Source organism: uncultured Tenacibaculum sp., from assembly GCF_947495995.1.
Classification (GTDB): domain Bacteria; phylum Bacteroidota; class Bacteroidia; order Flavobacteriales; family Flavobacteriaceae; genus Polaribacter.
The window spans coordinates 142157-162121 of the sequence record NZ_CANMAX010000003.1; the positions used below are offsets into that span (position 1 = coordinate 142157).

Here is a 19965-nt window from a genome sequence, read left to right on the forward strand (position 1 = left end):
TACTATTTTTTCTATTGTTCTAAATAACCATCGGCTCTCCATTGGCTAATAATATTCCTTGTAGAAGAAGGAAGTAATCCAGATGGTGGCATCGGACTAGCTGTATTGTTAATACGGCCAAAAATATTTCCTGTTTCTGCAGCATTTCTAACACGAGTATATGTAGTTAAAGCTAAACCTGCAGTTGGGTTTACATCATCGTGACAATTCGTAGTTGCGCAACTACTATTTATAATTCCTTTTACGTCTTTTTCGTAAGTTACTTTTTCTAAAGGTGGATTTGTTGGTCCTTCTTCAGCAGGAACTTCAGAAGTAGAACAACTTGTAATCATCAAAACAGTTGCTAATGATAATAATTTGATAGGTGTCTTCATCTTTTTTGAAAATTGTTAGTTAGTATTAATGTTCTTTTTGTCGTTATAATTTAGTTTTTCTTAACTATTCAGTGAAATTATTTTTCGAGAACAAACATATCTTAATTCCTTGTTTCGTAACTTATTAAATAAGGTGAAAGGGAAAAAATGGTGGTTAAAAAGGAAAAAAATAGGTTGAAAAACATGCTTAAAACAGTAAATAGGGTTAATTGTTTTTTAAACTGAATTTATTAGGGTCCATTAAATATATAACATATAAATTAATAATGTTTTTTAAGCAAATTTAGTATACGACTTTTATTTGATCTAGCTTACAAATACTGTATCTTTGTCGGTCATAAGAAGTTAATAGAACGAATGAAGAACATTAGAAACTTTTGTATTATAGCCCACATTGATCATGGTAAAAGTACACTTGCAGATCGACTTTTAGATTTTACTCAAACCGTAACTGAACGTGAAAAGCAAGATCAATTATTAGATAATATGGATTTGGAGCGTGAGCGTGGAATTACCATTAAATCTCATGCAATACAAATGGATTATGTTCATGAAGGAGAACAATACATTTTAAACTTAATTGATACTCCAGGTCACGTAGATTTCTCTTATGAGGTTTCTCGATCAATTGCTGCTTGTGAAGGTGCATTATTAATTGTAGATGCTGCACAGAGTATTCAAGCACAAACAATCTCTAACTTGTACTTGGCGTTAGAAAACGATCTTGAAATTATCCCAGTATTAAATAAAGTTGATTTACCTTCTGCGAATCCAGAAGAAGTAACTGATGATATTGTAGATTTATTAGGGTGTGAACCTGAAGAAGTAATTCCAGCAAGTGGAAAAACTGGTTTTGGAGTTGATAAAATTTTAGAAGCTATTATTGATAGAATTCCTGCTCCAAAAGGAAATCCAAATGCACCATTAAAAGCTTTGATTTTTGATAGTGTTTACAATTCTTATCGTGGAATTGAGACTTACTTCAGAATTATTGATGGTTCTATTAAAAAGAATCAGAAGATTAAATTCATGGCTACTGGGAATGATTATTTTGCTGATGAAGTAGGTACATTAAAATTAAATCAAGAGCCAAAGAAAGAAATAAAAACAGGAGATGTTGGATATTTAATTACTGGTATTAAAACTGCGAAAGAAGTAAAAGTAGGAGATACGATTACAGATTTTGCTAATCCAACTACAGATACTATTGAAGGTTTTGAAGATGTAAAACCAATGGTATTCGCTGGTATTTATCCTGTAGATACTGAAGACTATGAAGAACTTCGTAACTCTATGGAGAAGTTACAATTAAATGATGCTTCTTTAGTATTTCAACCAGAAAGTTCAGCAGCTTTAGGTTTTGGTTTCCGTTGTGGATTCTTAGGAATGTTACACATGGAAATTATTCAAGAGCGTTTAGAGCGTGAGTTCAACATGACTGTAATTACTACAGTTCCTAACGTATCTTACCATGCATATACAAAGAAAGAACCAGACGAGATTATTATTGTAAATAACCCTTCTGATTTACCAGATCCATCAAAATTAGAAAGAGTAGAAGAGCCTTTTATTAAAGCTTCTATTATTACAAAATCTGATTTCGTTGGTCAAGTAATGAGTTTATGTATTGAAAAACGTGGACAAATTATCAATCAAACATATTTAACTCCAGAACGTGTTGAGTTAATTTTTGAAATGCCATTAGCAGAAATTGTATTCGATTTTTATGATCGATTAAAAACAGTTTCTAAAGGGTATGCGTCTTTTGATTATCATCCAATTGGTATGAAGAAATCAAAATTAGTTCGTGTAGATATGTTATTAAACGGACAATCTGTTGATGCACTTTCTTCTTTATTACACGATAGTAACGCTTATTCTATTGGGAAAAGAATTTGTGAGAAGTTAAAAGAATTAATTCCTCGTCAGCAATTCGATATTCCAATTCAGGCAGCAATTGGTGCTAAAATTATTGCTCGTGAAACGGTAAAAGCATTACGTAAAGATGTAACAGCAAAATGTTATGGAGGTGATATTTCTCGTAAGCGTAAACTTTTAGAAAAACAGAAAAAAGGTAAAAAGCGTATGCGTCAGGTTGGAAATGTAGAAATTCCACAACAAGCGTTTATGGCTGTTTTAAAGTTAAATGACTAACATTTAGATTAAATAGTATCTTAGACAAAACTTAAATAAAAATTAATATGGAAAATTCATTCGATTCATTTGATAACCCATCAAACAGAATTCTAGTTGCACATTCTACAGATGTTGAACGTGTAGCATTTTATAAGAAAACGTATGCTCACGTAGCGGGAGGAGTATTGCTATTTGTATTATTTGAATACTTTTTATTACAAAGTACAGCAGTAGTTAGCTTTATGATGTCAATGATGCAAGGTTACAAAATGTTATTACTTTTAGGTGGTTTTATGTTAATTACCAACTATGCTGAAAGTACAGCATTACGAACTACAGATAAGAACTTACAATATATGGCTTATGCAGGTTATGTATTTGCTGAAGCTTTATTCTTTGTACCATTAGTATATAAGGCAGCAATTTATACGCAAGGTTTTGAAATATTTCAACAAGCAGGAATTGTAACGTTAACCTTATTTGCAGGTTTATCTGCTGTAGTGATATTAACTAAAAAAGACTTTTCTTTTTTAAGATCTGCTTTAACAATAGGATTCTTCATAGCAATGGGATTAATCTTAGCTGGAATTTTATTTGGATTTAATTTAGGATTATGGTTCTCTGTTGGTATGTGTGCTTTAGCTGGAGGATCTATTTTATATCAAACATCTAACTTAGTTCACAGATTTACTACTGAAGATTATATTCCTGCTGCAATAGGTTTATTTGCTTCTTTAATGTTATTATTCTGGTATATATTAAGAATTTTTATGAGTAGAGATTAATCTACAACAGAAAATATAAAAACAAAAAAGATCTAACGAATGTTGGATCTTTTTTGTTTTTAATATCAATTAACCTATTTCTTAGGAAGCTCTTTCATGATTTCTAAGATCGCTCTATCTAATTGTGGTTGTAAACCATTAATTCGATCTTTAAAGTCTTCTTTTACGTAGATATCAGGCTTAACTCCGGTTTTTTCTAAATCTTCTCCGTTTAAAGTGTAACAACCCCAAGAAGGAAGTCTGTAAAAAGAACCATCGACTAAACCTTTTCCAGAAGTGAAAATGATCCATCTGTAGGTTTCAGTTCCAATAACCTTTCCTAGTTTTAATTGTTTAAATCCTTCTGCGGTAACTTCTGCATCACTTAAAGATTGTTCGTTAATTAACAAAACTATTGGTTTAGCAGCCGGTGTGAAATTTGGTTGAGTGGTTAATTTTCCACCTCTATATTTCCATTGTAAATATGGTTTTTGAGATAAGAAATTTAAGACATCATTATGTACATTTCCTCCAGTATTATTTCTAAGGTCAAGAATTAAAGCGTCTTTTTTATAATACTCAGAAACCATTTCTTTTTTAAAGTTTTTAAGTTCGTTACTGCCCATATCTTTCATATGTATGTAAGCAATTCTATTATTACTTTTCTTATCAACATACGATTGATTATTGTCTACCCATTCATCATGCAATAAATTCTTTAAAAAGAAACTAGGAATAGGGTGTATATTAACAATCTTACTTGCAGCATTACTTTTAAAAGTAAGTTCCATTTCACGATCTAAAGAAGGTAACGAAAAGTAAAATTCTCTATTTCTTTTCGAATCTATTTTTACGCCATTTACAGCAACTAAAATATCACCAGCTTTTACCTTGTTTCCAACTACATCAGCTGGTCCGTCTTTAATGATTCGTTCAACTTTGTATGGATTATCTTTAGAGAATACAATACCTGTAGATAGTGTACTACTTTTATGAAATTTGTTTTCTTCTTTACCGAAAGATCTAAAACCAACATGAGAAGTATTTAATTCACCCAACATGTCGTTAAATATTCTTCTTAAATGTGTTCTTTTAGTAATATATGGTAAGTATTTACTGTATCTTTTTTTGATGATAGACCAGTCTTCGTTGTGGAATTTTTCATCATAGAAGTTCTCTTCAAAACCAGCCCAAGCTTCTTCAAACATCTGTTGAAACTCTTCAGATAATGATTTTCTATACTTGTAATTAATACTAATAGCTTTCGTTTTGTTGCTTTGTACATTTAAAGTATGAATGTTTCCTCTATAAAGAATATAATTTGATTTCTTTCTAGAAACAATTAGATAACCGAAAACTCTATCAGCAACTTTTTCTGTTTTAGGTTTTTCAAAAGGTTTTAATGTTGTTTTCCATAATTTAGAACTTCCTTTATCGTGATTAGAGATATAATAAATATGATGCGCATCGGCAACTGCAATTACAGTAGAACTAGTTTGATTTCCAAAAGATGGACTAATCAAGTCTAATCGATCCATTAAACCATCTTCGTTGATTGTAATTTTAATTTCCTTCTCAGCCTTTTTACTTTTATCGTCTTTCTTTTTAGTGTCTTTTTCTTTAGGCTTAAATAAGTCGTCTAATTTTTTAGTTCTATATGGTTTATCATATTTATTTAAAGCCATTCGATATACACTTTGGTTTCCTTTTCTTCGTGGGAAAGTTGGCTCAAAACCTGTATTAAAGTAAATGTATTTTCCATCAGGTGACCAAAACGGACTTCCTTCATTGGCTCCTGTTTGAGTTAAATTGATGATTTTACCAGACTTAATATTATAAGTAAAAATGTCGTTTTCAAAATCTCTAAAGGCATTGTACAATAAGTATTCATTGTTTGGTGAGAATTTGATTGGTGAAGGATATAAAGCCCAAAATTCATCTTTAACTGCTGTTTTAGATTTAAAATTCTCTAAATCTAAAAGTTTGATGTAATCTCTACCACTTAAATAAGCTGCTTTTTTGTAATCTGGAGAAATAACAATGTTTACATTATTTCTAACATCTTTAGTGATTTGTTTTTCACCTTCTTTTCCGTCAGCAGCAATTGTAAAAAGATTTAAATATCCGTTATAAGTTTGCGAGTATAATAACGTTCTGTTATCGTTTAACCATTTAACTTCTACAACGCGTTCTTTTGCATTTAAAGGAATTTGACGAATGAATTTACCTTTGGTATCAGATATGAATAATCGTCCTCTTGACACAAAAGCCATCTTTTTATTGTCAGGCGAAACATCAAAATAAGTAATGCTATTTCTTACATTAAAATCTTGAGATTTATCTAGCGTGTTATTGTTGTAAATAGTGATATTAACCTTCTTTGTTTTTTTACTAGCAATGTCGTAAACGTGAATTTGATAATCTTTTGAAAATACAATTTTAGTACCGTCACTATTTACTTTAGGATTGAATACAGAGGTTTTAAATTCTGTTAAAGGTGTTTTGACAGTACCTTTGAATGTATATAAATTGTGTTCACCATTCTTTTCATCAGAAGCAAAATATATAGTTCCGTTTTTATCAATTGTTGTCCAAAAATCTTTTCCTTTATAATTTGTGTGTTTTTTAAAAACTTTGGTTTTCGGGTTGTAAGATTTAATATCTGGATTAAAATCTCCTTTGTAGCGTTTACGTTCTGCGAAATATGAACTTTCCCAACTTTCATTAAAATAATAACTTCCATCTTTTGGATGTTGCACTAGATTATGAATTCTATTGAAAAAATGTGGAAATAAACGTTTTGGAGTTTCTCCCGAGATTGAAATTTCATAAGTTGAAGTCGAGTTCTCTCTTGATGAAGAGAAAAATATCTTCTTAGAATCCCACGACCAGCTACTTACAAGATCATCGCCATCGTGAAATGTTAATTGTTTTATTTCTCCTCCTTTTACTGGAATAATATAGATGTCTCTATTTCCGTATTGATTTGCAGAAAAAGCTATCCATTTTCCATCAGGCGAAACTGATGGACGAGACTCTTCTCCTTCCATTGCTGTGATTCTATATGCATTTCCTCCCTCACTAGGAACTTTCCATAAATCTTCATCATAACTGAAAATTATTGTTTTTCCATCTGGTGTTAACGCAGGATCTTTTGCGAAATATAATTCTTGACTATATGAAGGGAAAGAAAATATCGTGTACAGAAGTACAGATAAACAAATAGATTTGAATAGATTCATTTTGGTTAGGTTAATTTTTAGGTTGCAATTCTTTTTAATATGTTCAACGCTAAATGTACAAAAAGAGATCTACATACAAATTATTTTTAACTCTCGAGCCACTTTCTAAACTCTGAAGTAGTAGAAGAACTTGTCATAGGTTTTTCTTTACAACCTGTTACCGATATTAATAATCTATTTTTGAAATGGTTTTCAATGTTTTCAATGTAATCGATACTTACAATTTCACTTCTGTTGATTTTGAAGAATTTATTCGGATTTAACTGTTTGAAAATAGAACTTAAGTTTTGTGATATTGTGTGTCGTTTTCCTTGTGCATCTGTAGCAATACAAAAATCGCCAGAAGCTTCAACTAGAGTGATTTCAGAAACATTTAAAAGTTGAATTCCGCTTGTTTTTTTAATAACAAAACGTTTCTTGTAGTTGGTGTTTTCTTCTTTTAAAGCAGATTTTAACTCTGTAATAATTTTAGTATCCAAATTATTGTAATCACCTTTTTTAAATAACGATTCATATTTTTCAATTGCCTTATTAAATTCTGATTTGGTATAAGGTTTTAAAATATATGCAATACCATTTGTATTAAATGCTTTAAATAAATATTCGTCGTGAGCAGAACAGAAAATGATTGGTGCTTCTGATTGAATTTCATCAAATAAATCGAATGAAATTCCATCTAAAAGTTGAATGTCAGATAAAATAAAGTCATATGAATTCTGACTCAACATTGTTCTTCCGTCTTTTATAGATCTTGCCCAGTCATGTTGAATTTCAGTATTAAAATAGTCGTTTAAATAACTAGTTAACTTCTTGTATGCTGGTACTTCATCTTCTAAAATTAAAATTTTCATAAGTCTATTTTATGCTGAAAGTTGTAAAACAGGTATAGATACCTTAAAGTTTTTATCTGTATTAATAATGCTGATTTCTTGATCTGAAAGTAATTGATATCTCGTTTTTAAATTATCTAATCCAGTTCCAAGAGAATCTTTTTTAGTTGCAAAGTCAGATTTAGTATTGGTAACTGTCAGTAAATTTTGATCAATAGTAATGGTTGCTTTTATAGGAATAGTTCCGTTAGGTTTATTGTGCTTAACTACATTTTCAAGTAATGTTTGAATTGCACCGGTTGGAATAAATAAATCTTCAAAAGAACTATTTTTTATAATTTCAAAATCATAATCGTCTTCAAACCTTGTCTTCATCAGAAAAATATAATTTTCAGCAAACTGTATTTCTTTAGATAATTCCATGACTTCAGAATCTTTAGTTTGAATTAAATAACGATAAATTAAAGACAAACGATTGATATATTCTTTTGCTTTTTCAGAATCGGTATCAATTAAACTATCTAACGTGTTTAAGTTATTGAATAAAAAATGGGGGTCTATTTGTGAACGTAAAAGTTTTAATTCACTTTCTTTTTGCTGTTTTTCTACTTTTAAAAACTGAGTTTGTCCTTCGTAAAATTTCTTAATCAATAGTATTCCTATAGGGAAACCAATCATATCGGTGGCATCATATAATCCAGCTTGGAGAAATAAGAAAAAATTAGGAAAATCGCTCCAACTTCTTCCAGCAGTTACAAAACCAACAAGCCTGTCTAAGCATCCAATTGTAGTTAATACAACCAAGCTAACCAAAAAGAATATGGTATATTTTTTTGTGTTAATTAGATACTTAGGGATAATAAAGTATAAAAAAATTAAAATAAGTACAACAGAAGAAACTGAATCTAAAGGTAAATCGATTAGATATTCAATAAGTTTGTTTTCACTTCTGTAATAATCTATTCCATTTAAAATAGTTGTTGCTCCGTATAAAAGAGCAAGTAATATCCAGTCAGATTTATTTAGTTTTGTATTCATTTGGTGCTTTTTGAAATAAAATCAGTCCATATCCAATAGCGGAAATTAAATACACATAAATTAATCTATAAGGTATAAAACCTAAGAAAAATATGATGATGGTTGCTAAAACAATTAAAGCAACTCCAATTTTATTTCTTTTAATGTAATTAAAACTTAAAAGTAACAATCCTATGTTTAAAAATCCGGGTCCGGTTGTAATAAAAGTTTTCCAGATAGAAGGAAATTGAGATAAATGCCCGGCCAATTCATTTCTTTCAGGTTGTTCAGTCATATTCCACCAAATAAAGTCAAGAATACACATTCCTATCATAGAGACAGCACCAATTACAGCAATAGGCAATCCTATATATGTAATTAATTTGTTAGGAAAGTTCATGATTTTTGGGAGCATAAAAGCAGCACCAAGTAAAATAGACCAATGTGCGTAATCAATAGGTCTGAATGCATAAACAACATCATTACCAAGAGTCAGTAAAATTTGCCCAATCATTTCTAATGCAAGTCCGATTACAAAAAGATAATTATAAATTGAATTCGATTTTAAACCTAAATTTTCTTTTTTGATAAGAATATAAACTGCACCAAAAGAGAAGATAATGTAACCAATCACCATTATGAAATGATATTCTTGAGGTAAAATTAATCCGCCTAAGCCTGTTAAAATTGAACCAATATTAAGAATAATTACACCGCGTAAATTTGTTTTCAAATGCTCAAAAGAGATAAGACTTAAACCCACAAAGAAAAAAATAGGTCCTACAGATATAAAAACAGGCCAAATTGCCGGTTGTTTTACCAATTGTAAATACATTTCATATCTAGCTTCAGGATTATCATTAAAAGTCCATAAAACAAAATCGATTACACACATTCCAATAGTTGAAATTATTCCAATCATAGTTATTGGTGTTCCTATTTTAGATAATGTTCCGTTGGAGAATCGTAGAATACCTGGGATAATTAAAACAATCCCAATTAAGATTGACCAATGAATAAAGTCTATTGGTTTTAAAAGCTCAATAGTATCTGTGAAAGAAAACGATATTTGTGCTAAAGCTAATAATGTAAACCCTAGAACAAAGCTAGTTTTGATAAGTTTAGTGTTTGATAGCATTACAGATTGTTTTTACTTTATTACGTTATTGAGAAGATTCTTCTGGAATGTACTTTTTCATAATGTACATTCCATAGAATAAACAAGGTAAAGTGAAAAGCGTTGTAACTATTGCACCCGCTAAACTAGTTTCACTTGCACTACTTTCTAGTAGCGGTGTACCAATATCATCGATTTTTGCAGCAAAATCTATTAGCATATGAATAATAATCAATGGATAAATTCTTTTCGTTATTATTAATAAAGCTCCGAACATTACACCAATAAACGTGGCAAATAAAAACTGAGAAACTTCACCGTAAATACCTTTGTCAAATTTTATAAAATGTAAAGCTCCAAATATTGCAGCAGCGACAAATATTGATTTGATTATTGATTTTTTAGAGTTTCCAAAATGTCTTATGAAAAGCGGTAATAATACACTTCGTAAACTCAATTCTTCTGAAATACCAATGCTTAAACAATACACTGTTAGGATAATCAGGTTTTCTGAGGTGAAACTCGGAATATCATCAGCAAATAGTAAGTTTAAGGCCACTAGAAAAACTAAAGGGAAAATCAGTAACTTTTTGTGTTCAGTCTTTTGAGATGTTAAACCACCTAATTCAAATAGATCTAACTTTTTAATTACAAATAATGAAACTATACTTAGTATTACATTACTTGCTGTTCTAACTAATAAATAAGTGTTATAATCTTGTAATTCGTTAGCGATTAAGTAATTTTTCACACTATTGTTGGCAATTAAGAGTATTAATACAAAACCAAGGAATAGTATAATTTGTTGTAATGTCTTTTTCATAGTTATTAGTTGTTGTTATCAATTCTGTTTTGTTCTTCTTCAGAAGCATTTCTTTTTGCTTTTTTCTTACCAAATCTAGAACCAAAATTATACGTTAAACGTAATTGAACATTTTGTCGAGAACCGTTACTTTCAATATTAGCATTAATATTATCGTAGTTTACAGTTCCTACGAAACCTCTATTCAATACTTTATTGATTCCTAAATTGACTTTCAATCTATCATCTAAAAATTTCTTTCCAAAAGAGAAACTTAAATCACCAATCCAACCTGCATCAATTTGTCCTTCTAATGCACCTGTTCCAAAATAACTAGACATTTCAGCAGTTACAGCCCAAGGTAATTTATAACTAGCTTGAGTATACCAACCTAAATTCCATTTTGATAATAATAATTCAGGAGATAATTCATCTGATTGAAATTTATTATAATCTACAATAAAACCAGTGAATCCATCAAGATTATCGATAAAGCTTAAAGGTCCGAATAATCTAAAGTTCCAATTTTGTCTGTCTTTTAAGTTAATTGTAGTTCTAGAGATTTGTGCTGTTGCGTCATCTTGTGAGATAAATAAGAATAAATCGTCGCTTGTTTCACTATAACTAACCGTAAAGAAAGGTTGGTTGTCAAAAGTTAAGTTGAATTGTAAGTTGTTTGTAAATGCTGGTTTTAAAGCAGGATTACCAACCTCAGAAGTTAACGGATCGTAAAGTGTAACAAAAGAGTTTAAACTGTTATAATTTGGTCTTCTAATTCTATAACTATAAGCGAAGTTAGCGCCTAACTTTTCTGTTATTTTTCTACTCAAAGAAGCACTTGGAAAAAGTTCTGAAATAATTCGAGTTCGAGTTTCATTATTGTTTGTAGAAGTTCCTCTAGTGTCACTGTTTTCGTAACGAACTCCTGCTGATAAAGACCAATCACTCCATTTATAATTTACTTTAGTGTAAAGCGCGAATATTTTTTCATCAATTATAAAGCGATTACTGTTAGCTCCTTGAAAATCGAAACCTCCTGTAGCATTTTGTGTAAATAATCGTAAATCACTATCTGTATCTACATCAGAGAATTTAGATCCGAAACTTAATTTAAAGTCATCCGTAAAGTTTTTGTTATAATCTGCTTTAATCGTTCTAATCGTATATTTTCCATCTTGTAAATATCTTTGATTTACAAAAGGAACAGTATTTCCATTAACAGCCTCAATTGTATTGATGTTTTCGTTTACAAAGTTTACATAATTGAAATCTAAAATAAACTTATCGTTATCTGATTTATATTCATAATACGGATTAATACTAAACGTGTTTCGTTCTCTATCAAAAGAATTTTCTGTTACAAAACGTTCTAAACTAGAAGCCGAACTAACATTCGTATTACTGCTACCAATTCTGTCAGACATAGAATTGTTGAATCTTGTATTAAATCCTATGGTGTTTTTATCATTAATATAGTAATCAATGTTACCAGAAATCCATGAGTTTTTAGGGTCAAAAGGTTCAATAGTTGCTTGGTCGTAAGTAACCACTTCGTTTGTGTTAGGATCGTTTACGCTACGATTAATAAAAAGATCATTTCTCCATGTCGGAGCAGAATATCCCGCACTTAATTGCCAGTTCAATTTGTTTTTATAACTAGCAATAGAAGTATTTGCACCATATTCAAAACCTTCATCTTCACCAACCCAAATACCAACAGAACCATGAGTTCCTAAACGAACATTCTTTTTAAGAATAATATTAATAATTGGTCCAGAACCTTCAGCGTCAAATTCAGCACCAGGTTGTTCAATTAATTCAACTTTAGAAATATTATCAGCCGGTAAATTTTGTAATAAGGTTTCTACATCCATATAATCTGTAGTTTTTCCATTAATTAAAATTCTAACATCCGACCTACCCGCGAAGTTAATACCGTTATTAGTAACAATAACACCAGGTACTCTTTTTACAACATCTTGTAAATTGCTATTTAGCATTTCAGATTTCTCTAAATCTAATACAAGTTTTTCAGCTGTTTGTTTAATAACTGGTCGTTTACTTTTTATCACTACTTCATCAAGTGCTTCGTTTTCTTCTTCAAGAGTAAAGTTGAAAGTTTTATTACTGTTTAATTCGAAAGCTTTTAACGTTTTAGTTTTAAAACCTAACATTGATATTTCTATACGATATGTTCCTTTAGCAATATTTTGAAACGAATAATTACCATTGTCGTCTGAAACTACTCCTTTCGGAAGTGAACCTTTTTCGTTATTTAGTAAAATAACATTAGCAAAAGGTAGGCTTTGGTTTTGTTTGTCTGTGATTTTTCCGTTGATAGAAAACTGAGCAGATAAGTTATAAAGTCCTATAAATAGAAAGAATAGTAATTGTTTATATAATTTCATAATTGATTTTTTACATTTTTAAAGACAATTCAAAACTAAGTTTGTTACAGAGGGTATAAAATGTAAAACTGTTGAATTGGGATAAAAAGCCGTTGAATTAGATTTTTATGGAGTCAATTTATATTTCATTAATTTTTTAATTAATAATCAATACTTTATAGGAACTCAGTTAAAATGCGCTAAAATTAAGCTTGAATCATTGAGAAAAGTGTAGTGATGTTGCTGATAAACATGTGTTTATATCTAATTTTTTTCGTAAAAATCTATTAATTTTTTATGATGGTTTGGTTTAGAGTATGTATATTTGGTTAACCAATTTGATTAACCAAAATCCCCTATTATATGAAAACCAACTTAATACCCTTAAAATCAATAAGCAATTGTTGTAGTCGTGTCTTAAGATTATAGTTTAGTTTGTGAAATACAAACTATGATTGTTGTTGATTAACACAGCAGAATTTATCCGGATATTTTATTGTAGAGTGTAAAGTCTTTCAAGGCTTTACTAGATTTTCTATGGATAGCTTTTAAAATGAAAATTTTTAAGGCTTAGCTACCCTTATATATCATTTTAAGCGATCTCTCAATTAAAATTTTTTAACTAAAACCATGAAAACAAACTTTAAGTTGTTGGTATTGTATATGCTAACAATAACGTTAATGTGCCAAGCACAAAAAATAAAACCCAAAGAGCGAATTATTTCAGCTAAATCGGAAGGAAAAACATTCGAGGAAATTAATCTCTTTAATTTTGGAAAGAATAGCGGAAGAAAGCAACGAGTAAAAATTCCTAAAGAATTTAAAAATTATGAATTGTTATCGTTGAGTCAACAAGCTATGGGAAGATTTTCAAATGCGAAAGTAGCTCCTGAAGCAATCAATTTACCGCTGCCTAATAAATCATCAACAATGATGTTACAACTGGTAAAGGTTTCGATAAAATCTGATAATTTTTCATCGCTTGAATTGCCATCCAAACAAATTATAAACCCTTCAAAAATTACGCATTATAGAGGAATTATTAAAAACAAAAACAATTCTAGAGCAGCAATTTCTATCCAAAATGGAGAAGTATACGGTTATATAAGTTTAGATAACACAGTTGGGAATCTTGTTCTTGGAAAAGTAAAAGGAAGTAGTAATCATATCTTATATGAAGATAAAGATATTAGTCACTTAAATGATTTCATTTGTCAAGTTGATGACTCCTATAAAACCAAGTCTTCAAAAGCCGTAAAAAGTAAAACAGAACTTCCTCAAAGTAATGTAGGAAAGTGTCCTGAAATTTTCTTTGATATTGCAAATGATGTCGTAAGAGATAAAGGCGGAGCAAGTGCTGCATCTGCATTTGTTGAAGCGATGTTTAATCAGGTTGCTATTTTATATAATGATGAAGGAATCAACCTTAAACTTTCAGGAATTCGAGCTTGGACTTCCGCTGCTCCTTTTAATGATTTAGATAGTTATAGAAGCTATAGGAACCGAAATGGATTTAATGGAGATTTAGGTCATTTTGTAACCTATAATTATTCTGGAGGAGTTGCTTGGGTAAATGCACTTTGTGGCTCTTATCGCTACGGATTGTCTGGGATTTATAGAAACTATTCTAATGTACCTCGTTATTCTTGGAATATTTCAACAATTGCTCATGAACTTGGACATAATTTCGGATCGAGTCATACACATGCTTGTGTTTGGAATGGAAACAACACAGCAATTGATGGATGTTATCAAACTGAAGGAAATTGTAGTCGACCAGGCGCACCATCCGATGGTGGAACAATTATGAGTTACTGTCATTTAAATAGCGTTGGAACAAATCTTAGAAAAGGATTTGGTTCTCAACCGGCAAGTGTAATCCGAAGAAATATCAGAAACGCTAGTTGTGTAGATTCATGTTCTGATAATGGCGGAGGCGGAGATGGTAACGGAGATGAAACTAGTTGTGCGGGGATTGCAGATTGGTCTGGAAACACCAATTATTCAGCTGGTGATAAAGTTGTGTATAATGGAAGACTATTTGAAAGAACTGCAAATGACGATTGGAATGATCTAGGAACTTGTAGTTCTGATAAGTGTTACGGTGTCGATGAATGGACTAGCAATACTACTTATAAAGAAGGGGATTTAGTCGTGTATCAAGGAAACTTGTTTAAACGAGAAAATGATGATTGGACAGGTTTGGGATCTTGTGATAGCCAAAATGGAAATCCATGTTCAGGAATTGACCCTTGGCAAGAAAACACAAATTATCAGGCAGGAGATAAAGTTATTTACCAAGGCAAAGCTTTTGAGTGGAATGGTTCTGAATGGATAGAATTAGCAACTTGTACTTCTCAACCTGGAATTAAATCAAACTCTCTTCAAAAAAATAATTTCAAAACAATAGCACTTCATGTATATCCAAATCCTGTAAGAACATCATTGAGTTTTAAAATTACGCATATGAAAACTAAAGAAACTCAAGTGAATTTAGTGAACATATTAGGAAAGCTAGTGTTAAGTAAAAATATCAGTAGAATCTCTCCTGGTGCTACAGTAACAGAAAGAATAGATGTAAAAACTTTACCTAAAGGAATATATCTATTAAAAATAACAAACGGAAATAAAAGTATAACCAAAAAAATTATGATAGAGTAAAATACCTTCAACTAAAAACCAATTATAAATGAAACAATTAACCTCAATCAAACTAACGATAGCAGCATTGCTGCTATCGTGTAACTTTTCAGTCGTAAAGGCTCAAGAGTTGTACGAATTATCTCAGAAAGAGAACTTAAAAGTCAAAAAGTTAAAACGTCTGGGAGAAAAATATTACGAAACCCATAGCAAAGGTAAAGGCAGCGGATTTAAATTATTCATGCGAAACTTATATTGGGCAAAACGTAATCAAGATGCCAATGGTCGTGTTTTTAGCGATCGACAAGTTGTAGATGAATGTGAGAAATTTAACAAACAATATAACACAAAAGAAATTCAATCTAGACAAGCGCGAAATGTAAATGGATGGAAAGAATTAGGTCCTTTTAACTGGACAAGAACTAGAAGCTGGTCTCCAGGTTTAGGTAGAATAGTTTCTATAGCTGTAGAACCAAACCAACAAAGTATTATTTACGCAGGTTCTCCTGGAGGTGGTATTTGGAAAACCACAAACAGAGGTTCGTCTTGGACTCCTCTTGGTGATAATATGACAAATATGTCTATTTGGTCTATCGCTATAGATCCAACAAATTCTAACACTGTATATCTTGGAAATTCAGCTGGACAGATTATGAGATCTACCAATGGAGGTTCGTCTTGGTCGCAGATTTATCGTGTAAGTGGAACACCAAGAAGAATTTTAATTCACCCAAATGGAAGTACAATTTTCATTGGAACTTCTAGAGCTTTATATCGTTCAACAAATAAAGGGGCTAGTTTTTCTTCAGTATTGAATGCTAATTCAGAAGATGTAGAGTTTAAACCAGGAAATACAAACGTAGTTTATGCCTGCGGAAGCAGTTTTTACAAGTCTACCAATGGCGGTGCTTCTTTTAGTAGAATTACTAGCGGTTTAAGTCATACAGAACGTATGAAAATGGCAGTAACTCCTGCGAATCCAAATCTTGTGTATTTAGTACAAAAAAGAGGAAGTAGTTTTGGTTATGTGTACAGATCTACAAATAGCGGATCTAGTTTTTCTACAAGATCAAGTTACCAAACAGTTTCTACAAACGATGTGTATTTTACTCAAGCTTCTAGAGATATGGCAATCACAGTTTCTAACACAAATGAAAATGAAGTTCATGTAGGAGGAATGGACTATTCAAGATCTTTAGATGGTGGAGTTTCATTTACAAAGTTAGCTTCTTGGAGTAGTCCAGGCGATAGATCATATGTTCATGCTGATATTGAAGTAATGCAATATATCAATGGAACCATTTATGTAGGTAGTGACGGTGGAATTTTCAGAAGTTCAGATCGTGGAAATAACATGCGTGATCTAACTCAAGGAGGATTAGCTGTTCGTCAATATTATAGAATAGGTGGTTCTGCTACAGATGCAAACATGATCGTCGGAGGAGCTCAAGATAATGGAACAAATATTATGAAAGGTTCTAATCGTCAATTTATCGAATGGTTAGGAGCAGACGGAATGGAATGTTTTATTGATCATAAGAATAGAAATGTAGTTTATGGAACTGTTCAGTTTGGTAGCTTATATAAAAGTACTGACGGAGGAAATAGTATCGGAAATATTAGTAAACCTGGAAACTTTAGTGGAGAATGGGTAACACCATTTACTATGGATCCTATTGATAATAACAAAATTTACGTTGGATATAGAGATTTATATAGAAGTAATAACGGAGGAAGAAGTGGAAGTTGGACAAACATTACTTCTAGAATAAATGTTGGTGGTAATTTAGATGAAATAGCGATCGCAAAATCGAATAATAATTACATCTATATTGCTCAAGAAGGAAGAGTTTGGAGAACTAAAAACGGACAAAGTAGTAGTCCGACTTGGACAGAAGTAAGTAATTTTAGAGGTGATGTAAATTTTATTACTGTTGATCCAAATAATCCAGAAAGAGTTGCTATTGCTGCTACTGGTTCAAGAATATATGTTTCTACAAATGCGGGAACTGACTGGACAAACATCAGAGGTAATTTACCAAATATTGCAGCTCAATGTTTAGTTTTTGATGATACAAGTAAAAACGGACTTTACGTAGGAATGCAATCTGGTGTTTATTATACAAACGACGATTTAAGTTCTTGGGTGTCGTTTTCAAAAAATCTTCCAGGTGTTCAAACTACCGATTTAGAAATTCATTACGGAACAAGAAAACTTCGTTTGGCTACTTACGGAAGAGGTATTTGGGAATCTGATTTATACAGTGAAGATAATACCGACACTAAAATCAATCCACCAAGTGATTTAGCAGCTTCTTTAAATGAAAGAAATGTAACATTAACTTGGAAAGACAATTCGAATAACGAATCTGGTTTCACAATTCAAAGAAACGATGGTCAAGGATTCAGTAGAGTTGATTATGTAAATGACTTAACTACTTATACAGATGAAAATCTTGCTGATGGAACTTATACTTATCGAGTAAGAGCTTATGATAATTCAGATTATTCTGATTTCTCTAATGTTGTTGAAGTAAAAGTAAATGACAATTCAAACGAACCAGATATCAAAGAAGATTGTATTGGTTGTGTAGTTTACGATACCAATAGTGAAGAAACTACAAACGCAGATCATGCTAAAGAAAGAGCTGCAGATGGTGATCCGAATACTTATTGGCATTCGAATTGGTATGATGATAATACATCGCATCCACATTTTATTGCGATAGATTTAGGAAAAGAAAAAGAGCTAGTTGGTTTTTCATATCAAGGTCGTCAATCAGGAACTACAGGAATGGTTAAAGAATATATTCTTTTTGGTTGGGATGGAAGTAATTGGAAGCAACTTTCAACAGGATCATTTCAAAAATCAACATTAAAGCAATCTGCAGATTTCGAACAATTCAAAACACGCTATTTATATTTTAGAGCACTTTCTGAAGTAGATGGTAAAAGATGGGCTTCTGTTGCTGAGTTTTCAGTAAAATACATAGAAACCCCAAACGTTGTAAGTCAAGCAGAAGGGACAGATGAAGTTGCTCCAGTTGTTTCAGAAAATGAAACTCCACCAAATGTAGATTTACAAGATTTTGAAGGAATAAAAGTTTTTCCAATTCCATTTAAAGACAAACTAATTGTTAAAGGAATTCCATCGAAAAAATCAGCTAGAAACTTAAAGTTGATAGGTGTTAATGGTAAAGTTTTACCGATAGGAAAAGTGTACGATGGAGAAAACTTAATTATTAACGTGAATACTATTTCAACAGGTTTTTATATACTTCAGTTCGAAGATGGCAAAACCATGAGATCAATTAAAGTATTTAAAAAGTAATAAATTTAAAAGCCTCGGTAATTATACCGAGGCTTTGTTTTTATATTTTTTTGATGATTTTTCTCTCAATCTTTTTAGGCTTTTCTGGTGGTTTTCTGTTTCCAGGAAAAACTAAAGATGTACTCGAAAATGTAGTTCCAAAGTTTACATGTGCATAATAAACTTGACTTACGGCATCATACACTTGATCTTCTGTCAATTCTTTTAAAGGATGTATAAAAACTGCCCATAAAATATTATCCGAAATGGCATATTTTACATCTAAAGCAGTATGAAAATTAGCCATTAAAGAAGCCGTTTTTAATTCTTCATTTAACTTATCACTTTCTCCAATTGGCGAAATTATTCGCATTCTATTGTGCGTAGAGTCGGCTATAGTTATAAAAGGAACATCTCTAATAATAAAACGCCATTGTGGTTTTTGACTAATTATACTATCGCTTGCTCTTTCTAAAATTGTACCCAATTTTGTAAGTGTCATTTCCTGACTAGAAACTGATGCAGAAAAAGCAAGAATTAAAATTAATGAAGCATAGAGTTTTTTCATAAGTAGAATTTTCTCTTTCGACGAATAAAAAATACTTCCCTTACATTAATAATAAACTTATTTAAAACTTAATCATCTCTATTGGCAGCCATTAACTTCATTACCCAGTATAATAGCATAGCTAAAGAACCAAGTGCAGCAACTAAATATGTTTTTGCAGCAGCTTTTAAAGCATCTTGTGCGCCAGCTAATTCTTCACGAGTAACCATATTTTTGTTTTTTAGCCAAGCTAAAGCTCTATTGCTAGCATCGTATTCTACAGGTAAAGTAACGAAACTAAATAATGTTGTAATACCAAATAAACCAACACCAACAGAAAGTACTAAGTATCCAAAACTAGATGTTAATCCTAATACTAATCCTACCATAATTAAAATGTTAGAAAACTTAGAGGCTACACCAACTAACGGGACAATGTTCGAACGCATAGTTAACCATTTGTAAGCTCGTGCATGTTGCACTGCATGTCCTACTTCGTGTGCGGCAACAGCGGCAGCGGCAGCATTTCTTTCATGATACACAACTTGACTTAAATTTACAGTTTTGTTCTGAGGATTATAATGATCGGTTAATTTACCCGGAGTAGAAATTACTTTAACATCGTAAATACCGTGGTCAGCTAACATCTTTTCAGCTATTTCGGCACCGCTCATTCCATTTCTTAATCGAATTCTAGAGTACTTATCAAACTTCTTTTTTAAAGAGTTGCTTACCGCACTACTTATTAAAGCAACGATACCAATAATTATATAATATCCGAAATCTACTATCATAGTTG

The 19965-nt window shown here is 31.2% G+C and carries 13 protein-coding genes; 4 read left to right on the forward strand and 9 right to left on the reverse strand.

Annotation, left to right across the window (positions count from 1 at the left end; translation table 11 throughout):
- Positions 1-11: 11 nt before the first annotated feature.
- Positions 12-374: a hypothetical protein gene (locus Q1A15_RS09825; protein ID WP_299622633.1), complete on the reverse strand. Its 363-nt coding sequence runs from the start codon at positions 372-374 to the stop codon at positions 12-14.
- 357 nt (positions 375-731) lie between these two features.
- Between Q1A15_RS09825 and lepA the strand changes: the two genes are divergently transcribed.
- Complete coding sequence (gene lepA, locus Q1A15_RS09830) at positions 732-2528, forward strand: translation elongation factor 4 (protein ID WP_299622636.1); 1797 nt, start codon at positions 732-734, stop codon at positions 2526-2528.
- A gap of 47 nt (positions 2529-2575) precedes the next feature.
- Complete coding sequence (locus tag Q1A15_RS09835; RefSeq protein ID WP_299622639.1) at positions 2576-3295, forward strand: Bax inhibitor-1 family protein; 720 nt, start codon at positions 2576-2578, stop codon at positions 3293-3295.
- Between the two features lie 74 nt (positions 3296-3369).
- Here Q1A15_RS09835 and Q1A15_RS09840 read toward each other — a convergent pair whose 3' ends face one another.
- The 6 genes from Q1A15_RS09840 to Q1A15_RS09865 all read right to left on the reverse strand — a co-directional run bounded on the left by Q1A15_RS09840 (position 3370) and on the right by Q1A15_RS09865 (position 12690).
- The gene (locus tag Q1A15_RS09840; protein WP_299622642.1) at positions 3370-6516 is read right to left on the reverse strand and encodes a S41 family peptidase; all 3147 of its coding nucleotides are present in this window, start codon (positions 6514-6516) and stop codon (positions 3370-3372) included.
- A gap of 86 nt (positions 6517-6602) precedes the next feature.
- On the reverse strand, positions 6603-7367 hold the full coding sequence (locus Q1A15_RS09845) for a LytTR family DNA-binding domain-containing protein (protein WP_299622645.1): 765 nt from the start codon (positions 7365-7367) through the stop codon (positions 6603-6605).
- Between the two features lie 9 nt (positions 7368-7376).
- Positions 7377-8384: a histidine kinase gene (locus tag Q1A15_RS09850; protein WP_299622648.1), complete on the reverse strand. Its 1008-nt coding sequence runs from the start codon at positions 8382-8384 to the stop codon at positions 7377-7379.
- Positions 8365-9501, reverse strand: coding sequence for a hypothetical protein (locus Q1A15_RS09855; protein ID WP_299622651.1), 1137 nt, complete (start codon positions 9499-9501; stop codon positions 8365-8367). The genes Q1A15_RS09850 and Q1A15_RS09855 overlap by 20 nt, the downstream gene beginning before the upstream one ends.
- Positions 9502-9526: 25 nt before the next feature.
- The gene (locus Q1A15_RS09860) at positions 9527-10303 is read right to left on the reverse strand and encodes a CPBP family intramembrane glutamic endopeptidase (protein ID WP_299622654.1); all 777 of its coding nucleotides are present in this window, start codon (positions 10301-10303) and stop codon (positions 9527-9529) included.
- A gap of 5 nt (positions 10304-10308) precedes the next feature.
- On the reverse strand, positions 10309-12690 hold the full coding sequence (locus tag Q1A15_RS09865) for an outer membrane beta-barrel protein (RefSeq protein WP_299622657.1): 2382 nt from the start codon (positions 12688-12690) through the stop codon (positions 10309-10311).
- Between the two features lie 660 nt (positions 12691-13350).
- Here Q1A15_RS09865 and Q1A15_RS09870 point away from each other — a divergent pair.
- Entirely contained in the window at positions 13351-15330 is a 1980-nt protein-coding gene (locus tag Q1A15_RS09870; RefSeq protein WP_299622660.1) for a M12 family metallo-peptidase, read from the forward strand.
- Positions 15331-15358: 28 nt separating this feature from the next.
- On the forward strand, positions 15359-18640 hold the full coding sequence (locus tag Q1A15_RS09875; RefSeq protein WP_299622663.1) for a discoidin domain-containing protein: 3282 nt from the start codon (positions 15359-15361) through the stop codon (positions 18638-18640).
- Positions 18641-18680: 40 nt separating this feature from the next.
- Here the strand turns inward: Q1A15_RS09875 and Q1A15_RS09880 are convergent, their stop codons facing one another.
- Complete coding sequence (locus Q1A15_RS09880; RefSeq protein WP_299622666.1) at positions 18681-19187, reverse strand: hypothetical protein; 507 nt, start codon at positions 19185-19187, stop codon at positions 18681-18683.
- Between the two features lie 68 nt (positions 19188-19255).
- Positions 19256-19960 carry a zinc metallopeptidase gene (locus Q1A15_RS09885; RefSeq protein ID WP_299622669.1) on the reverse strand — a complete coding sequence of 235 codons (705 nt, stop codon included), beginning with the start codon at positions 19958-19960 and terminating at the stop codon, positions 19256-19258.
- Positions 19961-19965: the final 5 nt, after the last annotated feature.